This window comes from Mesorhizobium sp. P2_E9, assembly GCF_056403815.1.
In genome coordinates this window covers 65,924-90,148 of sequence record NZ_JBFUET010000018.1, presented here as the reverse complement: position 1 = coordinate 90,148, position 24,225 = coordinate 65,924, and the positions used below count along the sequence as shown (strand labels likewise).

Sequence of the window (24,225 nt, the reverse complement as noted above, 5' to 3'; positions counted from 1 at the left end):
CACAAGGCAGTCGGCTCCCATGGGGAGCCGGCTGGCCATCACGCCGATCCGCGACCGGACCAGCAGCCATGTCGCCTGCGTCGACCGGCGAAATCCTGACCGAAGCGGTGCTGTCGCGCGCCTACGGCGTACCGATCCGGTTGATCCGTTCGGCCAAACACGTCGCCTGCGTGGCGGAGCTGGAAGCGAAGCCGTCTTGATTTCTTTGCGGTGGTGACTTGCGAAGATCATGAATTTGGCTGATCAAGTCGGTACAAGGCCAGCAACCCATAATTGTGTTCCAGATTCTGCTGACATGATGCTTCATGGATTTTTGCGATCGATTGTAAAGGCGCGGCGGCCTCTCGCCGGTCTCGCCATCCTGCTGGTGCTCGGCGCTCCGGCCATGGCGACGGACAGCGATTTTCATGATTGCAACAATGAAAAGGCCGATGCGTCCTTGCGGATCGCTGCCTGTTCGCGCGTCATCGCGGACGAGAGCGAGGCATATCGTGACCATGTCATTGCCTACGCCATGCGCGCAAGCGCACTGGCCGACAGTGGCGACTATGATCGTGCGATCGCCGACTACGATCAGCTCATAGTCCTCAGTCCTGAAGACGCTACTGCGTACAACGACCGGGGATTGGCGTGGAGCCACAAGAAGGATTATGACCGTGCCATCGCCGACTATAGCAGATCGATAAGCCTCGATCCGAAGGCCGCTACCTATACCAATCGCGGTGTGGCCTGGGCACGCAAGGGCGACTTCGATCAGGCCATCGCCGACTACGACCAGGCGATAGAAATCGATCCCAGTTTTGCCGATGCTTCCTCCAATCGGGAGGATGCTTACCTCCGCAGAGGCAATGCGTGGCTCAAGAAGAGGAACTATGACAGCGCCATTGCCGACTATGACGAGGTGATCAAGGCCGATCCGAAGCGGGCATTGGTGTATTGCAGCCGAGGGTTGGCCTGGGCGGCAAAAGGCGACTATAGCCACGCCATCGCCGACAGCGACAAAGCCATCTCCCTGGATCCCAGGAACGGCATAAGCTACGCCAGCCGGGGTACGGCCTGGCTTTTCAAAAAAGACTATGACCGCGCCATCTCCGACTTCGATCAAGCCATCAGCCTGGATCCAAAGCTTTCTTTCGCCTACAGCAGCCGGGGATACGCCTGGCAGCACAAGGGCGATGACGACCGCGCCATCGCCGACTTAGACCAGGCTATTTTGTTGGACCCTAAGGATGCGGAAGCATTTGAAGGCCGAGGGCGGGCTTGGCGTAACAAGGGGGCCGACGGCAAGGCGATCGCCGACTTCAGTCAGGCGATCTTGCTCGACTCGACAAACGTTCGACTGTTTCAGGACCGGGGCATCTTGCGCTTCTATGCGGGCCCGATAGCCGATGCGCGGGCCGACCTGGAACAGGCTGCCAGGCTGGTGCCGGACAGCGCCTATTTCGCCATCTGGGCCGATCTCGCTGAGCGGCATGATGGCTCGGCGGGCAGTTTGCGCGCGGCGGAAGGCAAGCTCGACATGAACAGATGGCCGGCGCCGGTGGTGCGGATGCTGCTTGGCGAACTGACACCCACGGTGGCGCTTGCAGCCGCCGACGATCCGGATGCGGTCAAGAAGGCCGGACAGATCTGCGAGGCAAATTTCTTCGCGGCGGAGTTCGACCGGCTGCAGAAGCATGGTGATGAGGCCTTACGCCTTTATCGCCTTGCCATTAGCGACTGCCCCAAGAACTTCGTCGAGTACAGCGCGGCCAAAGCGGCGCTTCGTGCCACAGGGGTTACGCCGTGAGACGCCCTCCAATCTGCCTCGCCATTCTGCTGGCGCTCGGCGCTCCCGCCATGGCCGCCGACAGCCGTATGGATGTCTGCGCCAACGACAAGCTTACCTCGCCCAACCGGATCGTTGCCTGCACCAATGTGATTGAGGACAAGGCGACCTCGGCAAGCGATCGGGAAATTGCCTATTTCGATCGCGGCAACGCGTTGGACGCGGCCGGCGAATATGATCGCGCTCTGTCGGATTACGACAAGGCGATCGAGCTCGATCCCAAGGACGCCGATGCCTTCAACAATCGTGGCCTGACCTGGACCCACGAAAAGGACTATGACCGGGCGCTCGCCGACTACAGCAGGGCGATAGAGCTCAATCCGCAATTTTCCCTTGCCTATGCCAACCGGGGCCTGATCTGGCACGCCCAGAAGCGCGACGAAGACCGCGCGATCGCCGATTTCAGCAAGGCGATCAGTCTCGAACCGCAAACCAGCGATGTCTATAATCTTCTCGGCAATGCGTATCTGCGCAAGGGCGACTATGACAGCGCCATCACCAGCTACAGCCAGGCGGTCTTTCTCGATTCCGAGAATCCCGATCAGTATTTCAACCTCGGGCTGGCCTGGACCTCCAAGGGCAATCCGGAACGCGCCATAGCGGACTACAGCCGGGCGATCAGCCTCGACGCCGCCGCCACAATGGGCAACCGAGTGTGTTGCGCGACGCAAAGCTCGACATGACGAAATGGCCAGCGCCGCTGGTGCGCATGATGCTGGGCGACCAGCCGCCCGAAGCGGCTTTGGCGGCAGCCAACGATCCCGATGCAACGACGACAGACGAGCAGATCTGCGCGGCGAATTTCTACACGGCGGAGTTCCTGCGGCTGCAGCATCGCGACGAGGAAGCCTTGCGGCTCTACCGGCTTGCGCTTGGCGGCTGTCCCCATGATTTCATCGAGTACACCGCCGCCACCAACGCGCTGCGTATCATGGGCAAGGCGCCGTGAGGGCGGTTCATCGCATCATGGACACGCGCCGCGCTGTGGAATCTGGCCGAGGAAACACGCCTAGTCCCGATGGCCAGGCCAGTGTGACAATGACAGGCAGCCTTGTCGGCGACTGGAAAGTCCGCCGCACCATGATCGATTTCCTGGCCAGCGAGACCTACCGCTTCGCCGGCGACGCCGTGGTCACGGCTGATGGCTTCACCGAGCATGGCATCATGCGGATCGATTCCCGCGAAATGCCGGCAAGCAGGCGCTACCGGCTTGAGCCAGGCGAGCGTTCGATGCGGATCCTTCATGCCGATGGAAGCGAGTTCATCGAGCTTGCTCCGAAGGCGGTGCAGACCGTCCGCCATCTCTGCGGCGCCGATCTCTATGTCGGGCGTTTCTTCTTTCGCGGGCCGGACGAATGGGCCGAGGCGTGGCGGGTCAAGGGCCCGCGCAAGAATTATGCGAGCCTTGGGTGGTTTTGCCGCCTGTAAGAGCCGCGGATCGTGAAAATCCTGAGATCACCTGGAAGTGGTTGGAAGCAATGCTCGGCCTTGGCTAAAAAGCTCAAGGCGGCAGCGACAGGTCGAAGCACCTGGCCGAAATCGAATGAGGGGTCTCGATGATCAAGGGCGAGTTGATCGCGCTGGTCCGCAAGTGGTACTGGCTTATCACACTGGTGATCGTTGTTGTCGGGATGGTATTCGCGCGTTTTTTGCAGACTGACCCGAACTATACCGATTGCATCGGCCAAAGCGTCGACACAGCCCGACAAATCGCGGCCTGTACGCAAGTCATCGAATACGCCGGCGCCAGCAGGCGCAGCGTCGCTTACGTCATGCGCGGCAATGTCTGGGAATCAAAGAGAAACTACGGCCAGGCCATTGCCGACTATGACCAGGCGATCAAGCTCGATCCAGAAAACGGCAGGGCGTTCTACGACCGAGGCATGGCATGGCAGCACAAGGGCGACAATGATCGCGCCATGGCCGACTACGACCAGGCGGTCGGCCTCGATCCCAAAAATGTCGATGCCTACAACAATCGAGGTCTGGTGTGGGTTGCCAGAGGAGACAATGATCGCGCCATCGCCGAGTACGACCAGGCGCTCGGCCTCGACCCGAAGCATGCGATTTCCTATTTCAACCGGGGTATCGCATGGGCGAACAAGAACGACTATGACCATGCCATTGCCGACTACGATCAGGCGATCAGTCTCGCCCCGAAATTCGCCGCGGCCTATAACAATCGAGGTCTGATCTGGGCCACCAGGGGCAACGACGATCGCGCCATCCCCGACTATACCCAGTCGATCAGCCTCGATCCCAAGCATGCCGACTTTTATACCAACCGAGGCATGGCATGGGCCCGCAAGGGCGACGATGACGCCGCCATTGCCGACTACGACAAGGCGATCAACCTCGATCCCAAGATCATCAATGCCTATAACAATCGCGGTCTGCTGTGGGCTGCCAAGGGCGATTACGACCGCGCCATCGCCGACTATGAGCAAGCCATCCGCCTTGATACCAAACATGCCGTCGCTTATTCCAATCGAGGCATCGCATGGGTGAGGAAGGGCGACAATGACCGTGCCATTGCCGACTTCGACCATGCGATCAGCCTCGATCCGAAAAATACGCTCTCCTATTTCAACCGAGGCATGGCATGGGCCCACAAGGGCGACAATGACCGCGCGATCGCGGACTACAGCCAGGCACTCAGCCTCGATCCGAAAAGCGCCGATGCCAACAACAATCGAGGCCTGCTGTGGGTTGCCAAAGGTGACAACGACCGCGCTATATCAGACTACGATCGGGCGATCGACCTCAATCCCAAACGCGCCGTGTTTTATTCCAACCGTGGCGTTGCATGGGCGAACGAAGGCAATAATGACCGTGCCATCGCCGACTATAACGAAGCAATCAGCCTCGATCCGAAAGAGGCCGATGCCTACAACAATCGAGGCCTGCTGTGGGTTACCAAGGGTGACTATGACCGCGGCATATCAGACTACAGCCAGGCGCTCAGCCTCGACCCGAAACGTGCTCTTCCTTATTCCAATCGAGGCATCGCATGGGTGAGGAAGGGCGACAATGACTGTGCCATTGCCGACTTCGACAAGGCGATCAGCCTCAATCCGAAAGATCCGCCCTCTTATTTCAACCGAGGCGTTGCATGGGGAAAGAAGGGCGACAATGACCGTGCGGTCGCCGACTACAGCCAGGCGATCAGCCTCGATCCGAAAATAACCGATGCCTACAACAATCGAGGCCTGCTGTTTGTCGCCAAGGGCGACTATGACCGCGGCATATCAGACTACAATCAGGCGCTCAGCCTCGACCCGAAACATGCCCTCTCTTATTACAACCGAGGCCTCGCATGGGGCAGGAAAGGCGACAATGATCGTGCGGTCGCAGATTACAACGAAGCAATCAGCCTCGATCCAGAAAACGCCAAATTTGCCGCGGCATACGCCGGTCGAGGGACGGCATGGGCTGACAAGGGCGACAATGCGCGAGCACTAGCCGACTTCGACAAAGGGATTTCCCTCGATCCGAAAAACGCCGACGCCTATTTTGACCGGGGGATTGTCTCGTTCTACTCCGGCGCGCTGGCCAAGGCGCGGGCCGATTTCGAACAGGCGGCCACGCTCAAGCCCGACTTTGCCTATTCCGCGATCTGGCTGGATTTGGCCAACCGGCGCAGTGGCATGGGGAGCCACTTGCAGGGCTGGATCGGCAAGGTCGACATGACGAAATGGCCGGCGCCGGTGGTTCGGATGTTGCTTGGCCAGCAGACACCGGCCGATACACTCAAGGCCGCTGACGATCCGGATGCGACCACGAAAACCGGGCAGGTCTGCGAGGCCAATTTCTATACGGCCGAACTCAGCCGCTTACAGGGCCAAAACGATGAAGCGTTGCAGCTCTACCGGGCCGCCATCAGCGGCTGCCCCAAAGACTTCAACGAATACCAAGCGGCCAAGGCTGCACTGCACGAACTGGGCGTATCGCTATAATCAAGGCATTTTTGCTGGCTTCAATGTCTGAGAATCTTGCTCAGAAACGCCCGACTGCGGTCGGTTCTGGGGTGCGAGAAGAACTCGTCGGGCGTGCCGCTTTCGACGATGGCGCCGGCGTCCATGAACACGACGCGCTGGGCGACCTTGCGGGCAAAGCCCATCTCATGCGTCACCACCATCATGGTCATGCCTTCCTCGGCGACCGCCACCATGACGTCGAGCACTTCGGAAATCATCTCGGGGTCGAGGGCGGAGGTCGGCTCGTCGAACAGCATGATTTTCGGCCGCATGCCGAGGCAGCGAGCGATCGCCACGCGCTGCTGCTGGCCGCCGGAAAGCTGTGCCGGATAGGCGTTGACCTTGTCGGCCAGGCCAACCTTGGCCAGCAGTTCGCGGCCGGCCTTTTCAGCTTCAGCGCGCGAGATCTTGCGGACATGGATGGGGGCGAGCGTGACGTTTTCGAGTGCCGTCTTGTGCGGGTAGAGGTTGAACGACTGGAAGACGAAGCCGATCTCGGTGCGCAGCTGCGTCATGTTGGTGGCGGGGTCACTGATGCGCTGGCCGTCGACGATGAGATCGCCATCCTTGATCGTCTCCAGGCCGTTGATGCAACGGATCAGAGTGCTCTTGCCGGAGCCGCTCGGGCCGCAGACGACGACGACTTCGCGCGGCTCGACGCTGAGCGTGATGTCCTTCAGCACGTTGAGCGTGCCGAACCATTTGTTGACGCCGCGAAAGTCGATCATGCCGGTTTTGGCGAGGCTTGGTTTGGTCAGGTTTGGTTTGGTCATGTTGGCCGCACCTCCAGGGTTCGATGTCACAGCTGCACCTCGCCATGGGCCGCGCCCATGCGGCGTTCGAGCCGGCGGGCCAGCATGATCAAGGGATAGCAGACGATGAAGTAGCCGACGCCGACCAGGAAGAAGACCAGCAGGCCGTTGGGCACACGCTGCACCACCAGCCAGCCGACCCGGGTGAGGTCGGTCAGCCCGATGGCCGAGACGACCGAGGAATCCTTGATCAGCAGCACATATTGCCCGACCAGCGGCGGCAGCACGATGCGCATCGCCTGCGGCAGCACCACCTGGCGCATGCGCTGCCAGCGCGACAGGCCGGATGCTAGCGCCGCCTCCACCTGGCCGGTCGGCACCGAGCGGATGCCTGCGGCGACGATCTCGCAGATGAAGCAGGCGGCGAGATTGGTCAGCGCGATGATGCCGGCGGTGAAGGCATCGAGCTCGATGCCGAACTCCGGCAGGATGAAGAAGATCAGGAAGATCTGCACCAGGAACGGCGTGCCCCGGATCAGGTCGACCCAGGCGCCGATGACGCTCGAGATCAGCCGGTTGCCGCCGGTGCGCAAGATGCCGAGGCCAAAGCCGAGCAGCGTGCCGAGCACCAGGCTGATCAGCGACAGCACCACCGTCATGCCGAGGCCGCGCAAGGCGAGGGGATACGAGCCAGCGAGGCTGAGGAACTGCTGCCAGATCATGCGCGCGCCCCCGCCGTGCCGAGCCAGCGACTGGACAGAACAGCCAGTCCCTTCAAGCAGTAGTAGAGCAGCAGATAGAAGGCGGCGATGGTGAGAAAGCCTTCGGCTGGCATGAAGCGATCGGAGGCGAGCAGCTGGCCGGCGCGCGTCAGTTCGGCAACAGAGATCAGCGACAGCAGGGCGGAATCCTTGACCAGCACGATCGCCTGGCCGAGCAGCGGCGGGATCGTCACCTTGAAGGCTTGCGGCAGCACGACCAGGCGCATGCGCTGGACATAGGTCATGCCCGAGGCGACGCTGGCTTCGACCTGGCCGCGCGGGATCGACAGGATGCCGGCGCGAATGATCTCGGCGATGTAGGCGCCGCTGTTGAGCGACAGCGCCAGGATGCCGACGACGAGTTCGGGCAGGACGAAGCCGAGCCGGGGCAGGCCGAAATAGAGGAAATAGAGCTGCGCCAGCAAGGGCGTGGCGCGCACGGCGTCGATATAGGCCTTGGCCGGCGCACGAAACAGCCAGCCGCGCTGCAAATTCATGGCGCACAGCACGATGCCGACGATCAGCGCGCCGACAAAGGACAGCGCCGACAGCCAGACGGTCGTGACCAGGCCCTGCCCGAACAAAGGCAGGTATTCGACGATGGTGCGGAAGCTGAAATTTTCGAGCATGGGGGCACGGTGGTGTGAGTAGGCAGTAGGCAGTAGGCAGTAGGCAGTAAGCAGTAAGGAAGTGTATCGAATGGCCATTCACCATTCACCATTCCCTACTGCCTACTCACTAGTTCCTATTTCCTCAGTGATCCTTCTTCCAGGCGTCGGAATTCACCCAGTAGTCGAGGTTCTTCTGCAGGCGGCCGTCGATGGTGACCTGGTTGAGGAACAGGTTCATCCAGACCAGCAGGTCGGGCTCGTCATAGCGGGTGGCGAAGGCAAGCGGCTCCTTCGACAAGAGGTCCGGCATGATGGTGAAGCTGCCGGCGGGATAGGCCGTCTGCTGGCCCTTGACCGCCGAGATGTCGTTGACGCCGCAATCAGCCTGGCCGTTGTTGACGGCGTCGAGCAGCAGCGGACCGCCGCCCTTGTAGCTCTTGATGTCGGCATCGGGGAAGGCGGTCTTGGCTTCCTTCTCGCCGGTGGCGCCGAGCAGCACGGCGATCTTGGTGCCCTTGGCCTTGCAGTCCTCGGTGGTCTTGAACTTGCTGTCGGCCTTGGTGAAGACAGTGCTGCCCGTGTACATGTAGGGCGTGGTGAAGGCGACCTTCATGCCGCGCGCCAGCGTCGGCGTCATGTCGGCGACCAGCAGGTCAGCCTTGCCCGACAGAAGCGCCGGGATCAGGCCGTCCCAGTCGAAATCAAGGAAGGTGATTTTCACACCCATTTCCTTGGCCATCAGTTCGGCGAGTTCGACCGAACTGCCGGTGCGTTCGCCATTGGCGCCGACCAGCGAGAAGGGCGGTCCTTGGGTCTGCACCGCGACACGCAGTTCGCCGCGCTTGGTGATCTCGTCGAGCGTTCCGGCGCTGGCTGCCGTGGCGAGCCCGGCAAGGGCAAGTCCGGCGATGAAAAGTCTGGCAATCGTCATTTTGGTATTCCTCCCTGTTGTTGTTTGCCCGCGGATTCCCTTGGGCTCTTTTTTGAACGGCGGCGCCGTTTGCCGGCGGCAACCACCATTCGAAAATCCTCAGTCCCAGGCCACCGTCTCGGCAACCTTGATGCCGCGTTTGGCCAGTTCCTCGAAGAAGGGTCCGTCGGGCACATGCAGCAGCGGGTTCAAAAGACCTGGTGTGGTGATCTCGCGCCGCGCCAGCATTTGCGCCACGATGCTGGCGGGATAGCCGACGCCGAGGCTCATGCCGAACAGGCCGGAGGCTAGGTCGCGCTCGATGATCAAATCCGATGTCACCGTCTTGGCGCGTCCGCCTTCGAGGCCGGAAAAGACATTGCGCATGACGCAAAGGTCCTTTTCGCCGGGGCCATATTGCAGTTGCGGGCCGAGCAGCCGGCCGAGGAATTCGCGCGGGCTGTTGGAGGTGCCGGGCACCTTGTCCTCGGACAGAAAACCAAGCTCCTTCAACGGCGCCCAGAATGCCGACCATCCCGGCCAGCGCAGCGTGTAGCGGCCGGAGCGACGCAGCGCTTTTGCCGCGGGCAGCATCTCGACATAGTGCAGCGCGTCGCCATTGGGGAAGGCTTCCAGCTTACCCAAGCCGGCGACCTCGATCTCATGGATGAAAGGGCTGTCGTGCTGGCGGGCGGCCGGCACGGCGACGCGCTCGCCGTCCTCGATCATCACGCTGTCGCGGTTCTGGCTGACCAGAACCATGTCGAAGTTCCAGCTCACCTTGTAGCAGAGCGGCTTGGCCATCGCCTTCGGTTCGGGAATGCCGCCGCAATAGGATTCGATTGATGTGATGGTGTCGAACTGCTTTGCGGCGCGGGCGTAGAGCACGAGGTCGATGCCGGGGTCGAGCCCGCATTCGGTCATAACAGACACACCGGCCTGTTCGGCGGCCGGCGCCAGGTCGGCAATGGCCTTGCCGTAATTGGTGGTGACCAGCGGCGTGCGGGTTGCGATCGCAGCTTGCACCGCCTCGCGCATCAGCGGCTGCGGCAACAGATCGATGACGGCGTCGGCATCGGCCAGCACGCTGGCGAGAGCCGGACCAATCGCGCCCTCAGGCACGACGAAACGCACGCGGGAAAGGTCGGTCAGATCAGCCAGCCGGGCCGCACCGTCGGGTGCGGTATCGACGCAGATCACCTCGTTGACACCGCTGGCAACGAGATCGGCGATCGCCGCCCGGCCTTGCAGGCCGAGGCCGCCGAGAACCGCGATCTTCATGCCGTCTCCTTGCGGTCGTCAGACCAGCAGCCTTCGGGCAGGCTGACCCATTTGTTGCAGGACGCCATGACGACGAAGGTCTCGCTGCGCACGACTTCGCCCGGCTCGCCGGCGCCCGGGATCAGCTCGCTGGTGACGCGGTAGAGATCGGCGACGTCGCCGGCCACCGTCACGTCGACGATGATGTCGAAACGCCCGGTGACCACCGAAGCCGAGTTGACGAAGGGCAGTTCGGAAATGCGCTGCGCCAGTTCGCGAGCCCGGCCGCGCCCCTGGGCATTGATACCGACAATGGCCGAGATCAGTTCGGGCCGCTCGGTCAGGTTCAACAGGCCGACGATCTTGAGCAGATTGCGGTCGAGCAGATTGCGCAGCCGCGAGCGCACCGTCGGCACCGAAATCGCCAACATCTCGGCGAGGCGGTTGATACCCGGCTGGGCGTCCTGCGACAGCTGTTTGACCAGCCGCCGATCGGTCAGATCGAGATGTTCCCGCAAAAGCCCTGTCTTTCATAAATGAGAGAAATTGGAGGTTTTTTCTTTCATATGTGAAAATACATTATGAGAAATTTTTAATAACAGCAAGGCCTGTATCGCTTCCAGGCCGCGACCATCTCCTTATCCTGCATGCAGGCAGGATAAAGCGCTTGGTATCGAAGCCGCCGCACGGGCCGGCCAAGAGCAATTCCAGGAAAAGTGTGAAACGGTTTTCCGTCCGGAATTGCGTTGAAACAAAGAGTTAGAGCGGTTTGCCGTTTCCGTGAAACGGTGAACTGCTCTAGAGGGCGCGCGGCGCGCGGGCTAGGAAGGCGTGGTCTTCCCGCTTTACTCTTGCATCTTCAAGGGGTCAGGCGAGCTCGGTGGGCTCTGGCGCGGCGCGCAGGCGGCCGATATCGCGCAGGGGCGGCGCACCGAACAGGCGGGCATATTCGCGGCTGAACTGGGAAGCGCTTTCATAGCCGACGGAGAAGGCGACGCCGGCCGCATCGCCTGACGTGGCGAGCAGGCGCCGGCGCGCTTCATTGAGGCGGATGCGCTTCTGGTACTGGATCGGCGTCATCGCCGTGACCGCCCTGAAGTGGCGGTGGAACACCGAGGCGCTCATGCCGGCCATACGGGCGAGATCCTCGACGCGGAACGGCTCGGCATAGTGGTCGCGGATCCAAGCCAGCGCGCGGCGAATCTGTGACAGGCGGCTGTCGGCGCCGGCGATCTGGCGCAGCATGGTACCTTGCGGTCCCTGCAGCAGCCGAAACAGGATTTCGCGTTCGAGCAACGGCGCCAGCACAGGGATTTCGGCCGGATGATCGATGAGCCCAATCATGCGCAGCCATGCGTCGACCAGCGCCTCGTCGGCTCGGCTGACGGCAAAGCCATGGCCGATCGGCGCCTCGGCAACGGGCGGCATGTCAAGCAGCAGCGAGGCGATGAGCGTGGTGTCGAAGGCCATGCTGACGGAGAGGTAGGGATGCTGCAGGCTGGCCTGCACAACCTTGCCGACGGCCGGCACCTCGACCGCGGCGATGAAGTAACGGCCGGCGTCGTAATGCAGCAGCTGATCGCCGATCATGACGGATTTGGCGCCCTGCAGGACCAGGCAAAACCTTGGGTCGTAGAGCCCCAGCAACGGCCCGGTCGTCGCCTCGCCCTTCATGATGGCGACACGGGGAATGCCGGTTTCGGTCAGCCGGCCGCGCGCATGGCGCATCACCAGCGCTTTGAGGTCGTCGAGCGATTTCATCACAGCCTGTAGATCGCATCGGCGCGGCCGGCAATCAAGCTCCCGGCAGGAATAGGCAAGAACTCACCAGTTTTCGGCACGCGGCGGCCAGCGGTCCGCCCCATCTCTGCCGTAGACCAACCATGGATCAAACTGGAGATGGAAATGACCGACAAGACCGCATTGGTGACAGGTGCCAACAAGAGCATCGGCTACGAAACCGCGCGCCGGCTGGGCGAAGCTGGCTACAGGGTTTGGATGGGCAGCCGCGACATTGAACGCGGCGAAGCGGCGGCAGCCGAGCTCAGGCAGAAGGGCCATGACGTGCGCGTGCTGGAGATCGACGTCGCCAGCGACGCCAGCGTCGAGGCGGCCGCCACGCGCGTTTTGCAGGAGGACGGACGTCTCGATGTGCTGGTCAACAATGCCGGCGTCCTCGGCTCAATGCTCGCTCCCAGCGAAGAGCCCATAACCATCATCAAGGATGTCTACGAGGTCAATGTGTTCGGCCCGATCCGCACCACTCAGGCCTTCCTGCCGCTGCTCAAGGCAGCCCCGCGCGCCAATGTGGTGATGGTTTCCAGCGGGCTGGGGTCACTCGGCGGCTTGACCGATCCGGCCAATGAATTTTATGCGATCAATATCCTTGGCTACAACAGCTCCAAGACGGCGCTCAACGCCGCCACCGTTGCCTTCTCGAAGGAGCTTGCCGCGGCCGGCATCAAGGTGAATTCGGCCGACCCCGGCTATACCGCGACGGACTTCAACGGACACAGTGGCTACCGTACCGTGGAGCAGGCGGCTGAGATCATCGTTCGCCTGGCGACCCTGGACGAGAACGGTCCGACCGGCGGCTATTTCTACGATGAGGGTCCGTTGCCCTGGTGAGACCCGGCAGGCCACCGCCTCGGTTCACACCAGGACCGCGGCCAGCAGTTTTGCCTGCGGCGTCAGCCCGTCGAAGCTGCGGGCGCAGAGGTTGAGCTGGCGCGTTGCCCAGTCGTCGGTCAGTCGTAGGCTGCGCAATGTCCGCGCGGAGCGGCGCGCGGCACTTTCCGGCACGATGGCGATGCCGGCACCTTGCGCGACCAGCCGGCAGACATTGTCGAGGCCGGGCACGCGGATGCGGATGTGCAGATGGCCGCCGAGCCGGGCGGCCTGGCGGGTGATGTGTTCCTGCAGCGCGTGGCCGAGGCTGAGGCCGACAAAGGATTCGCTCAAGATGTCGGCGAGGCTGACGGCATGGCCGTCGAGGCCAGGCCTGTTCCGCGCGGTGATCACCACCAGCCGATCGACGAAGAACGGTTTCTGTTCGAGATGCGAAAGACCGGCCCAGGTGGCGGCAATGCCGAGATCGGCCGCACCGCTGGCCACCGCCTCGGCGATCTCGTGGCTGGGGCGTTCGTCCAGATCGATGTCGATGCCGGGATGCGCCACCAGAAAGGCGGGCAGGATGTCGCGCAGCAGCTCGGCCGTGGCGGCGGTGTTGGCCATCAGTCGTACACGCGCCCGCAGGCCGCCGGCATAGGCGCCGAGGTCGCCGGCCATCGCCTCGATCTGGTTCTGCACGGCGCGTGCATGGTGCAGCAGCGCCTGGCCGGCGGCCGTCGGCACCACGCCACGGCGGAGGCGTTCCAGCAGCGGCGCGCCGAGCCGCTCCTCCATGCCCTTGATGCGGGCGCTTGCCGAGGCCAGAGCCAACCCGGCAAGCTCGGCGCCATGGGTGATGCTGCCGCGCTCGGCGACCAGCAGGAACAGCCGGAGATCGGTGAGATCGAAGCGCATTTTTTGCTCCTGCACAGCCGTGCCGCGCCAGCGTCAGCCTTCGCCCAGGACGAAGGCTGACGGCGCAACTTCCACATTGTGCGCGGGCCACATGTCAGTCAAATCTTTTGCGATGGAGATTTTCGATGAGCGAAAAAGCGACAGGCCGGCCCGGCCTTCTTGAAACCTTGGCCATCGTGCTGGCGGTTGCCGTGGCTTCGCTTGCCATGGCGCAGGCGCAGCCCGGGTTGCGGGGATGTACGACAAGGGCGGCTTCAATCAGTCCCGATGCCGCGCCAGCGAAATCCAGGGATGCCGACGCGACGGACATGCTGCTGCATGACTGATCCCACGGTGAAGGTGCGGCCATGCTGAGTGCCGGCATCATCGCCTGGATCGGCGCCGTCTTCCTTGCTGCCGGTTTCGTCAAGGGCGTCGTCGGCATGGGGCTGCCGACGGTCGCGATGGGATTGCTGGCAGTGACGATGCCGCCGGCGCAGGCGGCCGCCCTGTTGCTGATCCCGTCGCTGGTCACCAATCTCTGCCAATTGTTCACCGGCCCCTCCTTCGCCGGCCTGTGCAAGCGGCTTTGGACGATGATGGCCGGCATCATGCTGGGCACCGTCACCGGCGCTGGGGTGCTCACCGGCGCACATGCGGGCGCGGCCTCGGCGGGGCTTGGCGCGGCGCTCGTGCTTTATGCCGTTCTCGGCCTGCTCAAGCTTGGCTTGACCACGCCGGCGCGCCACGAGGTCTTGATGTCCCCAATGGTCGGCTTGGCGACCGGACTGGTCACCGGCGCCACCGGTGTCTTCGTCATTCCGGCGGTGCCCTATCTGCAATCGCTACGGCTGGGCAGGGAAGACCTCATCCAGGCGCTCGGCCTGTCCTTCACCGTCTCGACGGCGGCCCTTGCCATCGGCCTGTTCCGAACTGGTGCTTTGGCGTCGCCGGCGGCGCAGCTTTCGGGGTCGATCCTGGCGCTGGTGCCGGCGCTGGCCGGCATGTTCATCGGCCAGGCGCTGCGCCAGACGATGAGCGTCGAGACGTTTCGCAAGGTGTTCTTCGTGGGGTTGCTGGCGCTGGGGGCGTATCTGGTGTTGGAGGCGCTGTGGTGAGTTTCCTCACTCGGCAATCGACCGGAAACCCTCGCCGGGTTGCCGCCGACAAGCGTGTTCGCGGGAACGTCCCTGGTCACCACCGAGCCCGCCGCGACGACTGCGTTTTCGCCTACTGTCACGCCGCCGATGACCGTCGCGCCGGCGGCGATCCAGACGTTGCGTTCGATGACGATCGGCTTTGCGGTGGTGAAGGCGCGCCGCCGTGACGGCTCGAGCGGATGGCCTGAGGTGATGAGGCTGACATTCGGCCCGATCAGCACATCATCGGCAATGTCGAGCCCACCAAGATCATAAAACGTGCAGCTCTGATTGATGAAGACATTGCGGCCGACGCGGATCTCGGCGCCGCCGGTCGTGTAGAAGGGCGGGATCAGCAGGAAGCTGTCATCCACTGTCCTGCCGATGAGTTCGCTGAACAGGGCGCGGACCTCGTCCGCGTCGTTGATCGTCAAACGGTTGAGACGGGCGGTAATCGCCATCGCCTGTTTGACGTCCGCCAGCATGGCCGCCGATTCCGGCGTTCTGCTAGGGATTATCCGGGTGCGATCCTCATGCGCCATTCGTTGTTTTCCTCCGGGCGCGGTCGAACGAATGTCAGACACATGCCGGATTCAGCCTCTGAGGGCCAGGGCTTAGCGAATCGCCAGCACCGCCGCAGTTCAGAACGCAGCTATCGCCTTGGCGATCACGGCGAAAGGCAGGACCAGGGACAATGGCGCGTCATCGAGACGGACCGCACCGTAACCCTCATACCAGCGTGCCGCCTGATCCCCTTTGGCATCGATAAGCAAGGCAACGCCGCCGACTTCCGCCGCGACTGCCATACAGCGCTTGCCGGCGGCGAGCAGCAAGCCGCCGCCGAGGCAGCGGCTTTGTATCGTAAGATCCACTGCGAGCCGACCCAGACGGTAGACCGGCACGTCATAGCGGCCAAGGCCGCGTCTGGCGATTGCCGGTGTCCGGGCAAAGTCGATCGAAGCCGGGCTGAGGGAATAGAACCCGAGGATGTGCGAAGGATCTTGCGCCGTCACGGCAACGAAAGTTTTCGCGCCACCGCTCTCATGGTTTTGACGGGCGAAGCGCTGCAAATAGGTGTTGAGGTCCGCGTCGCCGCAGTCGAAGGCGGCACGGTCATGCTGTTTACCGATCGGGACTTCTTGCCACGTGATGGAGTTCACGCGAGGGTCTGACCAGCCTTGGCGGCGCGGATAAGGCGGTCGGTCGGAGAGGGCGGGTTTTCAAGCAGGTCGAGGATGCGCAGGCTGTCCCGTTCCGACAGGGCAAGATGTTCTGCGCGCTCGATCGCAGCCTGGGCGTCACGCAGTGCGGAGCGCGTAACGAACTCGGTCAGGCCGACATTCGACAAGGCCGCCGCACGAGCGATCACGGCCTTCGCTTCGGGCGAAATCCGGAAATCAATTCGACCATTGTCGCTGACGTTGCGGGGCATAGGAGTCTCCTTTGCTCACGATAATACAGTACGGATTGAATCCGTACAATATAAATCCTGCCGCATTAACCTCAAGGGCATGAAGAGCGCGCCGGTCACCGTGTTACCGAACCACCAGCACCGGGATTTCGGTGTAGGACAGCACTTCTGCCGTCTGGCTGCCCAGAAGCAGTTTGCCCAGGCCGCGGCGGCCATGCGAGGCCATCACGATCAGGTCGCAGCCTTGCGCCTGCGATAGTTCCAGGATGGCTTCGGCGGGCCGTTTGTCCTCGACATGGATCACCTCGGCGGACACGCCGGCCGCGTCGGCAGAAGCCTTGCACTTGGCCAGAACCTCCTTGCCATATTTGCGCGATTCTTCCTGGTAGACGGCCAGTTCATCGCCCGCCGCATAGCCGGCCATGGCGCCGCCCCAGGCGAAGATGGGGTACGGTTCCGAGACGGTGACGAAGGTGACGGTGGCGCCGATGCCTTTTGCCAATGTGAGGCCATGGGCAACGCCCTTGTCGGCCAGTTCCGATCCGTCGGTGGCGATGAGCAGATGTTTGTACATGATGATCTGACCTGTTGTGCAAGGGCCGGTGCCCTTGGAGTGGCGGGAGCCTTGGAGCGGCTTATCCTGATATAAGTTCGCTATCGGCTTCGTCACAGGGCCACCTTGATGCGGATCAAGGCCAGACGAGGGGTTGGGCACTCAAATCAACGCCAGGCCCGTCGCCGCCTGCCATCAGCGATGCGATCACCCGTCCGCAAACATTGCCGATCACAAACAATTGGCCGCCGAGCATGCCCGGCGGCCAATTGTGAAACGGTATGATCCCAGGCAATTCCAGGAAAAGTGTGAAACGGTTTTCCCTTGGGAATTGCGTCAAAACAAAGAGTTAGAACGGTGTCGCCGGCAGTTCCTGGGTGCCTTCGAGTTTCACGGCCTGGAGTTCGTTCGCGTTGTAGCCAAGAGCCCGCAGGATGGTGGGAGCTACCTGTGTCGTCTGCACCAGGGTTGGCACCGACCTCGGCTTGAGCGAAGGACTGCTGATGAGAAGCGCGACATTGCGATCGTTCGCATTGGCGCCACCGTGCTCGGCAATCTTCGAACCAGATGTGTAGACCACACCCGGATTGACCGTGGCTATGAAGTCCGGCGTACGGCTGTCGGTGGCCGGATCCTGATAGGCGAGAGCAAGGGCATTCGGCGGCTGGATCTGGGCGATGCCTTCAGCCTTGCTCGATTTCTCGAGATAATCCTGCGCCGCCGCGAGGTTCTTGACCCTGTCTTGCGGCTTGAGCCAGATCAGCGCGGCGTCGTCGGCGATGTGGAAGGCATAGCCCGGTGTCTTGGTGTACGGATCATCGTCCAGTGGCTGGAACGTCGCGGGGTCGATGGGCGACTGGCCATGCTTCGAGGCAAGGATGATCAGCGTCGAATCGGCGAGATGATTGTCCTTGAGTGCGGCCATCAGCTTGCCGAGGGCGCCGTCGACATAGGCGAGTTGCCCGGCAAGACCATTGCTCGGCGCGCCGCTGGCATCCAGATAGCCCCCGACCAGACCGGCTTCGTCGCCAGGGCCGGCCTTGGGAAGCTTCTGCCCAACGCTCACCGCCTGGAAATTCATGCCGAAAAGCGTGGGAACCGCTGCATGATGCGCGCCGGTACTGTCGAGGCCCTTGATTTCGTTGATCACCGCCTGGACCCGCGCTTCATCAAAGTCGCGCTCGGCCTTGAAGCTGCCGGTCGTCTTGATCTTCGTGCCCGGAATCAAGCTGTCCTGTTCAAGGGCGTAGAGGTCGTCGACGCCTTTGCCTGAAGGTCCATTCAGCCATTCGTAGGCCGGGTGCTTGTCGGACCAGGCCGTGCGGCCGCCATGCGCTTTCACGATTTCGAAGACGTTGTTGACCCGCACGAAATCATGCGGATAGACCACCGAGCATTTGTCGTTGATCTGCGTCATCGGCAGCTTTGCCGGGTCGATCTGGCTGCGGTAATCGCCTGGCTTGCCGCCACCATCAAGGCGCGTCGAATCGACGTCGATGTTCTCGGCGAAGGCGACCTCGGCGCCCGGCTCGCCCTTGCAATCCGAAGCCGGCGCGAAATAGGTGCGGTCGTAGCTGTCGTCGTAGAACACGCCCGTCGATTTGGGCGTGCCGCCGGTTACTTGTGCCACAAGGCCAGGGAACGAGTCGGACGGGGCGCTGGTCAGCGCGTTGGGATAGAAAATCCCCGTATGGGCGAGCGCGGCGAACGAGCTTGCCGGATTTGTAGCGACATAGTTTGCCAGATCGAGGGCATGAAGCCCGTCGACGCTGATGAGCAGCACGTGCTTGTAGGGTGCGGCGACAGCGCTGGAAGCAGACAGCGCGCCAGCCAACGCCGCCGTCAGCGTACCCGCCGCCAGCGCCAGAGATAGTGTTTTCATTGAAGTGTCCCTCGTCTCGCAACCTCGCGATGGATCAAGGTAGGCGAGCGGACATGACAGGTTCATGAAAACGCGGTGGCAGGGACCTTACGGATTGGTAAGCCAGCGATGATGGCGCTGAAGTGCTGCGATGGCAGCCGGGGTCTTTCGCTGTGTTGTGCCGACCGCTACAGCTTGGCCTGACATCATCGAAAGGCATCCCATGAGCAACGCATATCCGCAAATCCATCTGGTCCGGCATGGCGAGACGGCGTGGAGCCTTTCGGGGCAGCATACCGGCCGCACCGACATGCCGCTGACGCCGGCAGGCGAAGCGGCCGCGCGGGGCGTGGCGGATCGGCTCAAGGGCCTGTCGTTTTCGGCGGTGTGGTCGAGCCCCTCGCAGCGCGCCTACAACACCAGCGTGCTGGCCGGCTTTGGCGCGACAAGCGTCAGAAACGACGATCTGCAGGAGTGGGACTACGGCGCCTATGAGGGGCGCACCACCAAGGAAATCCTGGCCGAGCGGCCGGGCTGGAACGTGTTTCGCGACGGCTGCCCGCAAGGCGAGACGGCGGCCGATGTCGGCGCCCGCGCCGACAGGATCATCAGACAGCTTCGCGACGCTGGCGGCTCGATCCTGATCTTTTCCAGCGCGCATTTCCTGCGCGTGCTGACCGCCCGCTGGCTCGGCCTGCCGCCCGAGGGCGGCGCGCTGTTCGTGCTCGATACGGCCAGCATCAGCGTGCTCGGCTATGAGCATGACCTGACCGAACCGGTCGTGCGCAAGTGGAACCAGAAGTAGCGGCAGGCAACGGCACTCGGCGCGGAAGCCCCCTCTCTTTCGTCATCCTCGGGTCTGCGCTGCGTCGCTGCGCTCCTTGCTCCGCCCGTGGATGACGAATGCGAGGGAGGCTTCGGCTGAGTCCGGACGTCTGGCGCTGCACGAATTTGAAACCGTGCGCCTTGTCTCTATTTATCGAACTTCCGGATCGCTTCAGCGCTCACCGGCGTGAAGAAATTCACCAGATTGCCGTCGGGGTCGCGAAACAAAAGCGAGCGGTTGCCCCAGGGCATGGTGGTCGGCTGCTGCACGGTCACGTTCCTGATCGTGTCCGACAGCCTGGCGAATTCGGCATCGACATCACCGACGCGGAATTCGAGGATGGCGGTGTGGTTGTCGGCGGGGCGGGCGATGTCGCCGCCGAACAGCATCAAGGTGCGCGTGCTGCCGATCGCCAGCGTGCAGGCAGGCGTCGCGAGTTCCGCGAAGTCTTCCGTGTAGACCGTCACCGGCATGCCGGTGATCTCGCCGTAGAAGCGCACGAGGCGCTGAACATCCGAGGTGATGATGCGGACAGAAACGAAATTCATCGCAGAGCTCCTTGATCGCTGAAGCCGCGACCCGGCTCCCAAGCGATCTATAGGCCAGGCCTCCTGCCAGCTTTCTGTCAGGAGAGAGGGCTAAGCTTTCGGTTCGGACCAACTCTCCTGCACCATTGGCGGCAGGCCGAACGCCGCGATCAGCCCTGCCGCGAGCGGGCCGACATAGACCGTCAGCGAGGCGATGTCGCCGGCGGCCGGCTCGATGACATGCAGCGACTGCGCGCGCCATTCCGGCTCCTGATGGCGCTGTGCGTAGATCGCAACCGCCGGCTGGCCGTTGGCCCGTGTCGCCACCGCGCGGTAGCCGGCGAAATTGCTCCACACGGTTTTGAAGAAATCGTGGATCGCGGGGCGTCCCTGGTACCAGTCCAGCCATGGCGGCATGTGGTAGGTGGCGTCCTCGCGCAGCAGAGCGATGAAGCCGTCGAGATTGGCGGCCTGCCAGGCCCTGATATAGCGCTCCAGGAGCACATTTTCCTCCGGGTTGGGCTGCGATCGCTGCAAGGGGCGTCCCTGCGGATAGCGCTCACCAAGCGTCGCGCGCGCCCGCTGCAGGGCGCTGTTGACCGAGGCGGTCGAGCCGCCCAGCAACTGCGCGGTCTCCAGCGCCGACCAGCCAAGCACGTCGCACAGCAAAAGGGCTGCGCGCTGCCGGGGCGGCAGCAACTGGATGGCGGCGACGAAGGCCAGCCGCACGGCTTCGCTTGTCTCGTAGCGTGCGTCCGGGCCGGGCTCGCCGTCGACAAGGTCCGGCAGCTCGGCGTCGGGATAGGGCTCCAGCCAGGCAAGCTCGGCGGCGGGTCCGGCGGCAGCACGCCCTTCGCTCGGCGGCCGCGCGTTCTCTCCGAGAATGCGATGCGCTGTGCCCCGCGCCTTGATGGCGTTGAGGCAGGCGTTGGTGGCGATGGTGTAGAGCCAGCCGCGCGGCGAGCCGCGGCCGTCGAATTGCGAGCGACCGCGCCAGGCCTTCAGCAACGTCTCCTGGACGAGATCGTCGGCCTCATGCAGCGAGCCCATCATCCGGTAGCAATGCAGCTTCAGCGCGCGGCGGTGGGTCGTCGTCAGGCGCTCGAAGGCAGGCCGATCGAGGATCGGCCTGCCTGTCGGGCTCAGCGGCTCAAACGGGCCGGGAGCGTCTGTCATGTCGAGCCTGCCAAGCGAAGTTTATCTCTCATCCTGCGCGCCTCATGCTGCCGCTGCAAGGCCGCTGCCGCTCACCGTGAAGGCGGTTCCCTGCGCCTTGCCGCCGGCAAGCGCGACCACGGCGCGTCCGACATCGGCGGGTGTCTGCACATCGCTCAAGCTGGCCAGGAAATCCGCCGGGCTGATGCCGAGATAGGCTGATATGCTCGAAATGCCGCGCTGGCCGACGCCGGTGCCGGTCATGATGCGCATCGGCGCCAGCGCCATGAAGCGCAGGCCAAGACCCAGCCGGTCGGCTTCCTTCTGGCTGTGGGCGGCCAGGAACATCTGCATGCGCTTGGCGCCGGAATAGCCGCCGGAGTTCGGCGGACCGCCGCTGAATGCCGCGCCGCTGGAGATCAGCACCACGCGGCTGCCAGGTTTCAGCCCGCCTCGCAGGGCGGCCTTGCAGAACAGGAACGATGCCTTGACGTCCGTCTCCCAATTCGCCGAGAAATCATCCCAGCTCTGGTCCTGGATGGAGGCCGACGGAGCGAAGGCGCCGGCGCAGATCACCAGCACATCCGGCCGCATGGCGGCAAACACCGCGTCGGGCGCGGTGTCCTGCGTGGCGTCGGCGGCAAGCGTCTTCACACCTGACGCTTCCCAGGCGAGTTCTTTCAAAGCTTCCGCGCCGCGGGCGACGGCAAGCACCGTCGCCCCCTCGCTGAATGCAGCTTCCACGATCGAGCGGCCGACACCCCGGCTGCCCCCGACCACGACGACATTTTGACCTTTCAACGATTGCATGGATCACCTCGCTTCTTCCGGCCCGGAGGATTCCGGCGCCTGTAGGTGAAGACAGCGCGGGTGAGCGGAAATCATCGGTGGAGATCAAAAAACTTTGTCGGGCGGTCTGTCGGGGCTGTGCCCGTTCGTCGGTCGTGTCTTAGTTTGAAATTTCGAACTTCGGTGCGATCAGTCGCCAGCGACTAGAGACCGAATGTATCGGGATCGTCGGCCATTCCAGCCGCATAGCTTGCAGCGAGTGGCTTCGAAGTCGTGAGGGCAGTTTTCGTAGCCGTAGATGTGGTGCGAGCATTCCGGGCAAAGAGAGGCCATTTTGGATGATGAGGCCACATAACTACTTTTGCACTCGTCGCAACGGTTCCACTCGCCGACACTTTTTTGATCTGCATCAGTCATCATTAACCTCGCGCGCTTGGGCGCCATCGCCTATCTCCAATGCTCTCCGCTAAGCATAAAGAAGTTCGGCGCGTTGTGCGACACTCGGTTGACGCCGATCAAGCCGACCCAATACCCCTTCGCCCCGCTTTGCCAAAGACCTGATCGAGGCGATAAACTAGACGGCCCATCGCCGACCTCTTGGGCGCACCCTGGGAGGAATGGACGATGACGGCGCTGTTCGTGCGACATACCGTGTCCGACTACAAGGCCTGGCGCAAAGTCTATGACGGGTTCGCCCCGGTCCAAAAGGCCGGCGGCGTGAAGGCTGAGACCGTCTATCAGGCGGCGGACAACCCCAACGACGTTACCGTGACGCATGATTTCGCCAGTGTCGCCGAAGCTCAGGCCTTCATCAAAAACCCAAAATTGAAAGAGGCGATGGGGAACGCCGGCGTCGTCGGCGCGCCAAGCATGTGGATCACCAATAAGGCCTGATCGACGGCTCTAATTCTGGCTGACCGTGCTGCAATGAATGGCCAGGGCCGCTTCCTGCCCGGCGGGCGGGACGTTTGGCTCAACTGGCCAGCGGCACTGGGGCGGATTTATTGTAAAAACCAAGATGCATCAGCGGCGTATCCGAACTCTATTCTGATAACCAAGAATTGATTGGACGTACTCCTTCCGTGATTGGCCGTTTGCTTGGTGTCGTCATAGCGTCGTCACTTGGAGAATTGACCGGGGAGAATTCACCGGGCAGAGGGGGGTGACATGATTTTCCGCACAACAAGTGTGATAACGGGGCTTGCGCTTCTGGTGTTTTCGGCCTGTCCGGCTGCTGCGGACACCCACCAGAAGACAGCGCTTTCCGGCCACGAGATCTATGTTTTCGGCGGTGCGAGCCTGAACGTGGACTGTTCCAGCGCAGGCAGGGATGACGTGAGAGTGATCTCCGGCCCAAGCCACGGAAATGTAAGACCCGTTCGGGGCAAGGTGCATGCGACTTATCCCAAATCGAACGAGCGTTCAAAATGCAATTCCCGCATGGTGAATGGCATCAGGGCACTTTACCGGTCGAAAGACGGTTTCAAGGGTTGGGACCAGGTGACATTTTCGGTTCACACCTATGAGGGCAATGCCTTCAAATATGTCACCAACATCAAGGTCGAGTAGCGGATCTCAGCCGGAATACGGTGGGCGGTAAAGCAATTGCCCGCCCGCATCTCGGCCGAAGGGAGACGTCATGCAGCCAGGGGATCGCTGAAAAATGGTGTATAGAACCGCAGGTTTCGTAGCGGCATTGATGGCTTTGGGATTGGCGGCCTGGCCCGCGGCCGCAGGGTCAACAAGCTATCGAAAGACAGCGCTATCCGGACAGGAGATTTATATCTTCAGGGATGTGAGCCTGAATGTGGACTGTTCGAGCGCGGGCGCGGACGATGTCAGGATCATCGCGGGCCCGAGCCATGGCAAGGTCAGGCTTGTGCACGCAAAGCTCTACACCGGTTTCGCCAAAGCGAATGAGCGCTCGAAATGCAATACGCACAAGGTCAATGGTATCAAGGGGCTTTACCGGTCGAATCCTGGATTCAAGGGACACGACGAGGTGACTTTTTCGACCCATACCTATACGGGAAATGCCTATAAGGCGGTCGTGAGCATTGACGTCGAATAGAGCTTTGCGGGCTAATCCTCACAGCTCAGCCGGCCAGCAACCCGGAGAGGATTTATTGTAGAGGTCAAAATTCATCGGCACATTATCAAAAGTCTATTCTGATAGAATCAGCAAGTATGGGAAAGCCAAGATGATCTGCCGCGCGACTGGTATCATAGCGATGCTTGCCCTCCTAGGGCTCGCTGTCTGTCCCGCGGCAGCGATGGCGCGTTGGTCAAGCCAAGAGAAGACAGCACCCTCTGGAAAAGAGGTTTCTGTCATCAAGGGCTCGAGTCTGAACCCAGACTGTT

General features: G+C 62.3%; 28 protein-coding genes and 1 pseudogene. 13 read left to right on the top strand and 16 right to left on the bottom strand.

The features are described from left to right. Window positions 1-68: 68 nt before the first annotated feature. The 6 genes from AC1D05_RS28470 to AC1D05_RS28445 all read left to right on the top strand — a co-directional run bounded on the left by AC1D05_RS28470 (window position 69) and on the right by AC1D05_RS28445 (window position 5,784). Entirely contained in the window at window positions 69-200 is a 132-nt protein-coding gene (locus AC1D05_RS28470) for a hypothetical protein (protein ID WP_477445169.1), read from the top strand. Window positions 201-295: 95 nt separating this feature from the next. Next, a complete protein-coding gene (locus tag AC1D05_RS28465; RefSeq protein WP_477445167.1) occupies window positions 296-1,789 on the top strand; it encodes a tetratricopeptide repeat protein in 1,494 nt (497 codons plus the stop codon). Beyond that, window positions 1,786-2,511, top strand: a complete 726-nt coding sequence (locus AC1D05_RS28460; protein ID WP_477445165.1) for a tetratricopeptide repeat protein — start codon at window positions 1,786-1,788, stop codon at window positions 2,509-2,511. The genes AC1D05_RS28465 and AC1D05_RS28460 overlap by 4 nt, the downstream gene beginning before the upstream one ends. Continuing rightward, on the top strand, window positions 2,508-2,777 hold the full coding sequence (locus tag AC1D05_RS28455) for a hypothetical protein (RefSeq protein WP_477445163.1): 270 nt from the start codon (window positions 2,508-2,510) through the stop codon (window positions 2,775-2,777). The genes AC1D05_RS28460 and AC1D05_RS28455 overlap by 4 nt, the downstream gene beginning before the upstream one ends. Window positions 2,778-2,866: 89 nt before the next feature. Continuing rightward, the gene (locus tag AC1D05_RS28450; protein ID WP_477445161.1) at window positions 2,867-3,256 is read left to right on the top strand and encodes a DUF6314 family protein; all 390 of its coding nucleotides are present in this window, start codon (window positions 2,867-2,869) and stop codon (window positions 3,254-3,256) included. A gap of 128 nt (window positions 3,257-3,384) precedes the next feature. Next, a complete protein-coding gene (locus AC1D05_RS28445; RefSeq protein ID WP_477445159.1) occupies window positions 3,385-5,784 on the top strand; it encodes a tetratricopeptide repeat protein in 2,400 nt (799 codons plus the stop codon). A 20-nt stretch (window positions 5,785-5,804) separates the two neighbouring features. Here AC1D05_RS28445 and AC1D05_RS28440 read toward each other — a convergent pair whose 3' ends face one another. The 7 genes from AC1D05_RS28440 to AC1D05_RS28410 all read right to left on the bottom strand — a co-directional run bounded on the left by AC1D05_RS28440 (window position 5,805) and on the right by AC1D05_RS28410 (window position 11,863). Next, window positions 5,805-6,533: an amino acid ABC transporter ATP-binding protein gene (locus AC1D05_RS28440; RefSeq protein ID WP_477445342.1), complete on the bottom strand. Its 729-nt coding sequence runs from the start codon at window positions 6,531-6,533 to the stop codon at window positions 5,805-5,807. A 71-nt stretch (window positions 6,534-6,604) separates the two neighbouring features. Next, window positions 6,605-7,279: an amino acid ABC transporter permease gene (locus tag AC1D05_RS28435; RefSeq protein WP_019859628.1), complete on the bottom strand. Its 675-nt coding sequence runs from the start codon at window positions 7,277-7,279 to the stop codon at window positions 6,605-6,607. Next, complete coding sequence (locus tag AC1D05_RS28430) at window positions 7,276-7,947, bottom strand: amino acid ABC transporter permease (RefSeq protein WP_477445157.1); 672 nt, start codon at window positions 7,945-7,947, stop codon at window positions 7,276-7,278. Before AC1D05_RS28430 ends, AC1D05_RS28435 begins: the two co-directional genes overlap by 4 nt. 124 nt (window positions 7,948-8,071) lie before the next feature. Then, complete coding sequence (locus tag AC1D05_RS28425) at window positions 8,072-8,860, bottom strand: ABC transporter substrate-binding protein (RefSeq protein ID WP_477445155.1); 789 nt, start codon at window positions 8,858-8,860, stop codon at window positions 8,072-8,074. 99 nt (window positions 8,861-8,959) lie between these two features. Further along, window positions 8,960-10,120 (bottom strand): saccharopine dehydrogenase family protein, encoded by a 1,161-nt coding sequence (locus AC1D05_RS28420; RefSeq protein ID WP_477445153.1) that lies wholly within the window; start codon window positions 10,118-10,120, stop codon window positions 8,960-8,962. Further along, window positions 10,117-10,617, bottom strand: coding sequence for an Lrp/AsnC family transcriptional regulator (locus AC1D05_RS28415; protein ID WP_477445151.1), 501 nt, complete (start codon window positions 10,615-10,617; stop codon window positions 10,117-10,119). Before AC1D05_RS28415 ends, AC1D05_RS28420 begins: the two co-directional genes overlap by 4 nt. Before the next feature lie 349 nt (window positions 10,618-10,966). Then, a complete protein-coding gene (locus AC1D05_RS28410; RefSeq protein ID WP_477445149.1) occupies window positions 10,967-11,863 on the bottom strand; it encodes an AraC family transcriptional regulator in 897 nt (298 codons plus the stop codon). A gap of 135 nt (window positions 11,864-11,998) precedes the next feature. On the opposite strand from AC1D05_RS28410, the gene AC1D05_RS28405 reads away from it, so the two are divergent. Continuing rightward, window positions 11,999-12,727 carry an SDR family oxidoreductase gene (locus tag AC1D05_RS28405; RefSeq protein WP_477445147.1) on the top strand — a complete coding sequence of 243 codons (729 nt, stop codon included), beginning with the start codon at window positions 11,999-12,001 and terminating at the stop codon, window positions 12,725-12,727. Window positions 12,728-12,751: 24 nt separating this feature from the next. Here the strand turns inward: AC1D05_RS28405 and AC1D05_RS28400 are convergent, their stop codons facing one another. Further along, window positions 12,752-13,624: a LysR substrate-binding domain-containing protein gene (locus AC1D05_RS28400; RefSeq protein WP_477445145.1), complete on the bottom strand. Its 873-nt coding sequence runs from the start codon at window positions 13,622-13,624 to the stop codon at window positions 12,752-12,754. A gap of 125 nt (window positions 13,625-13,749) precedes the next feature. Between AC1D05_RS28400 and AC1D05_RS28395 the strand changes: the two genes are divergently transcribed. Further along, window positions 13,750-13,950, top strand: a complete 201-nt coding sequence (locus AC1D05_RS28395) for a hypothetical protein (protein WP_477445143.1) — start codon at window positions 13,750-13,752, stop codon at window positions 13,948-13,950. A gap of 21 nt (window positions 13,951-13,971) precedes the next feature. Next, a complete protein-coding gene (locus tag AC1D05_RS28390; RefSeq protein ID WP_477445141.1) occupies window positions 13,972-14,721 on the top strand; it encodes a sulfite exporter TauE/SafE family protein in 750 nt (249 codons plus the stop codon). 119 nt (window positions 14,722-14,840) lie between these two features. On the opposite strand, the pseudogene AC1D05_RS28385 reads toward AC1D05_RS28390, so the two are convergent. The 5 genes and pseudogenes from AC1D05_RS28385 to AC1D05_RS28365 all read right to left on the bottom strand — a co-directional run. Further along, window positions 14,841-15,203 (bottom strand): annotated as a pseudogene (locus tag AC1D05_RS28385) (LbetaH domain-containing protein); the annotation flags it as partial. Window positions 15,204-15,383: 180 nt separating this feature from the next. Beyond that, window positions 15,384-15,902 (bottom strand): GNAT family N-acetyltransferase, encoded by a 519-nt coding sequence (locus AC1D05_RS28380; RefSeq protein WP_477445139.1) that lies wholly within the window; start codon window positions 15,900-15,902, stop codon window positions 15,384-15,386. Next, window positions 15,899-16,174 carry a type II toxin-antitoxin system TacA family antitoxin gene (locus tag AC1D05_RS28375; protein ID WP_027044316.1) on the bottom strand — a complete coding sequence of 92 codons (276 nt, stop codon included), beginning with the start codon at window positions 16,172-16,174 and terminating at the stop codon, window positions 15,899-15,901. Before AC1D05_RS28375 ends, AC1D05_RS28380 begins: the two co-directional genes overlap by 4 nt. 103 nt (window positions 16,175-16,277) lie before the next feature. Next, window positions 16,278-16,727: a universal stress protein gene (locus AC1D05_RS28370; RefSeq protein ID WP_477445136.1), complete on the bottom strand. Its 450-nt coding sequence runs from the start codon at window positions 16,725-16,727 to the stop codon at window positions 16,278-16,280. 328 nt (window positions 16,728-17,055) lie between these two features. Continuing rightward, complete coding sequence (locus AC1D05_RS28365; protein WP_477445134.1) at window positions 17,056-18,588, bottom strand: alkaline phosphatase family protein; 1,533 nt, start codon at window positions 18,586-18,588, stop codon at window positions 17,056-17,058. A gap of 202 nt (window positions 18,589-18,790) precedes the next feature. Between AC1D05_RS28365 and AC1D05_RS28360 the strand changes: the two genes are divergently transcribed. After that, window positions 18,791-19,372, top strand: a complete 582-nt coding sequence (locus tag AC1D05_RS28360) for a histidine phosphatase family protein (protein ID WP_477445132.1) — start codon at window positions 18,791-18,793, stop codon at window positions 19,370-19,372. 167 nt (window positions 19,373-19,539) lie between these two features. On the opposite strand, the gene AC1D05_RS28355 is transcribed toward AC1D05_RS28360, so the two are convergent. The 3 genes from AC1D05_RS28355 to AC1D05_RS28345 all read right to left on the bottom strand — a co-directional run bounded on the left by AC1D05_RS28355 (window position 19,540) and on the right by AC1D05_RS28345 (window position 21,885). Continuing rightward, on the bottom strand, window positions 19,540-19,941 hold the full coding sequence (locus AC1D05_RS28355) for a VOC family protein (RefSeq protein ID WP_477445130.1): 402 nt from the start codon (window positions 19,939-19,941) through the stop codon (window positions 19,540-19,542). A 90-nt stretch (window positions 19,942-20,031) separates the two neighbouring features. Beyond that, complete coding sequence (locus AC1D05_RS28350; RefSeq protein WP_477445128.1) at window positions 20,032-21,096, bottom strand: sigma-70 family RNA polymerase sigma factor; 1,065 nt, start codon at window positions 21,094-21,096, stop codon at window positions 20,032-20,034. Between the two features lie 42 nt (window positions 21,097-21,138). After that, complete coding sequence (locus tag AC1D05_RS28345) at window positions 21,139-21,885, bottom strand: SDR family NAD(P)-dependent oxidoreductase (protein WP_477445126.1); 747 nt, start codon at window positions 21,883-21,885, stop codon at window positions 21,139-21,141. 603 nt (window positions 21,886-22,488) lie between these two features. Between AC1D05_RS28345 and AC1D05_RS28340 the strand changes: the two genes are divergently transcribed. The 3 genes from AC1D05_RS28340 to AC1D05_RS28330 all read left to right on the top strand — a co-directional run bounded on the left by AC1D05_RS28340 (window position 22,489) and on the right by AC1D05_RS28330 (window position 23,935). Then, entirely contained in the window at window positions 22,489-22,758 is a 270-nt protein-coding gene (locus AC1D05_RS28340) for a cyclase (protein WP_477445124.1), read from the top strand. Window positions 22,759-23,031: 273 nt separating this feature from the next. Then, window positions 23,032-23,433 carry a hypothetical protein gene (locus tag AC1D05_RS28335; RefSeq protein ID WP_477445122.1) on the top strand — a complete coding sequence of 134 codons (402 nt, stop codon included), beginning with the start codon at window positions 23,032-23,034 and terminating at the stop codon, window positions 23,431-23,433. Between the two features lie 94 nt (window positions 23,434-23,527). Further along, complete coding sequence (locus AC1D05_RS28330) at window positions 23,528-23,935, top strand: hypothetical protein (RefSeq protein ID WP_477445120.1); 408 nt, start codon at window positions 23,528-23,530, stop codon at window positions 23,933-23,935. Window positions 23,936-24,225 lie beyond the last annotated feature (290 nt).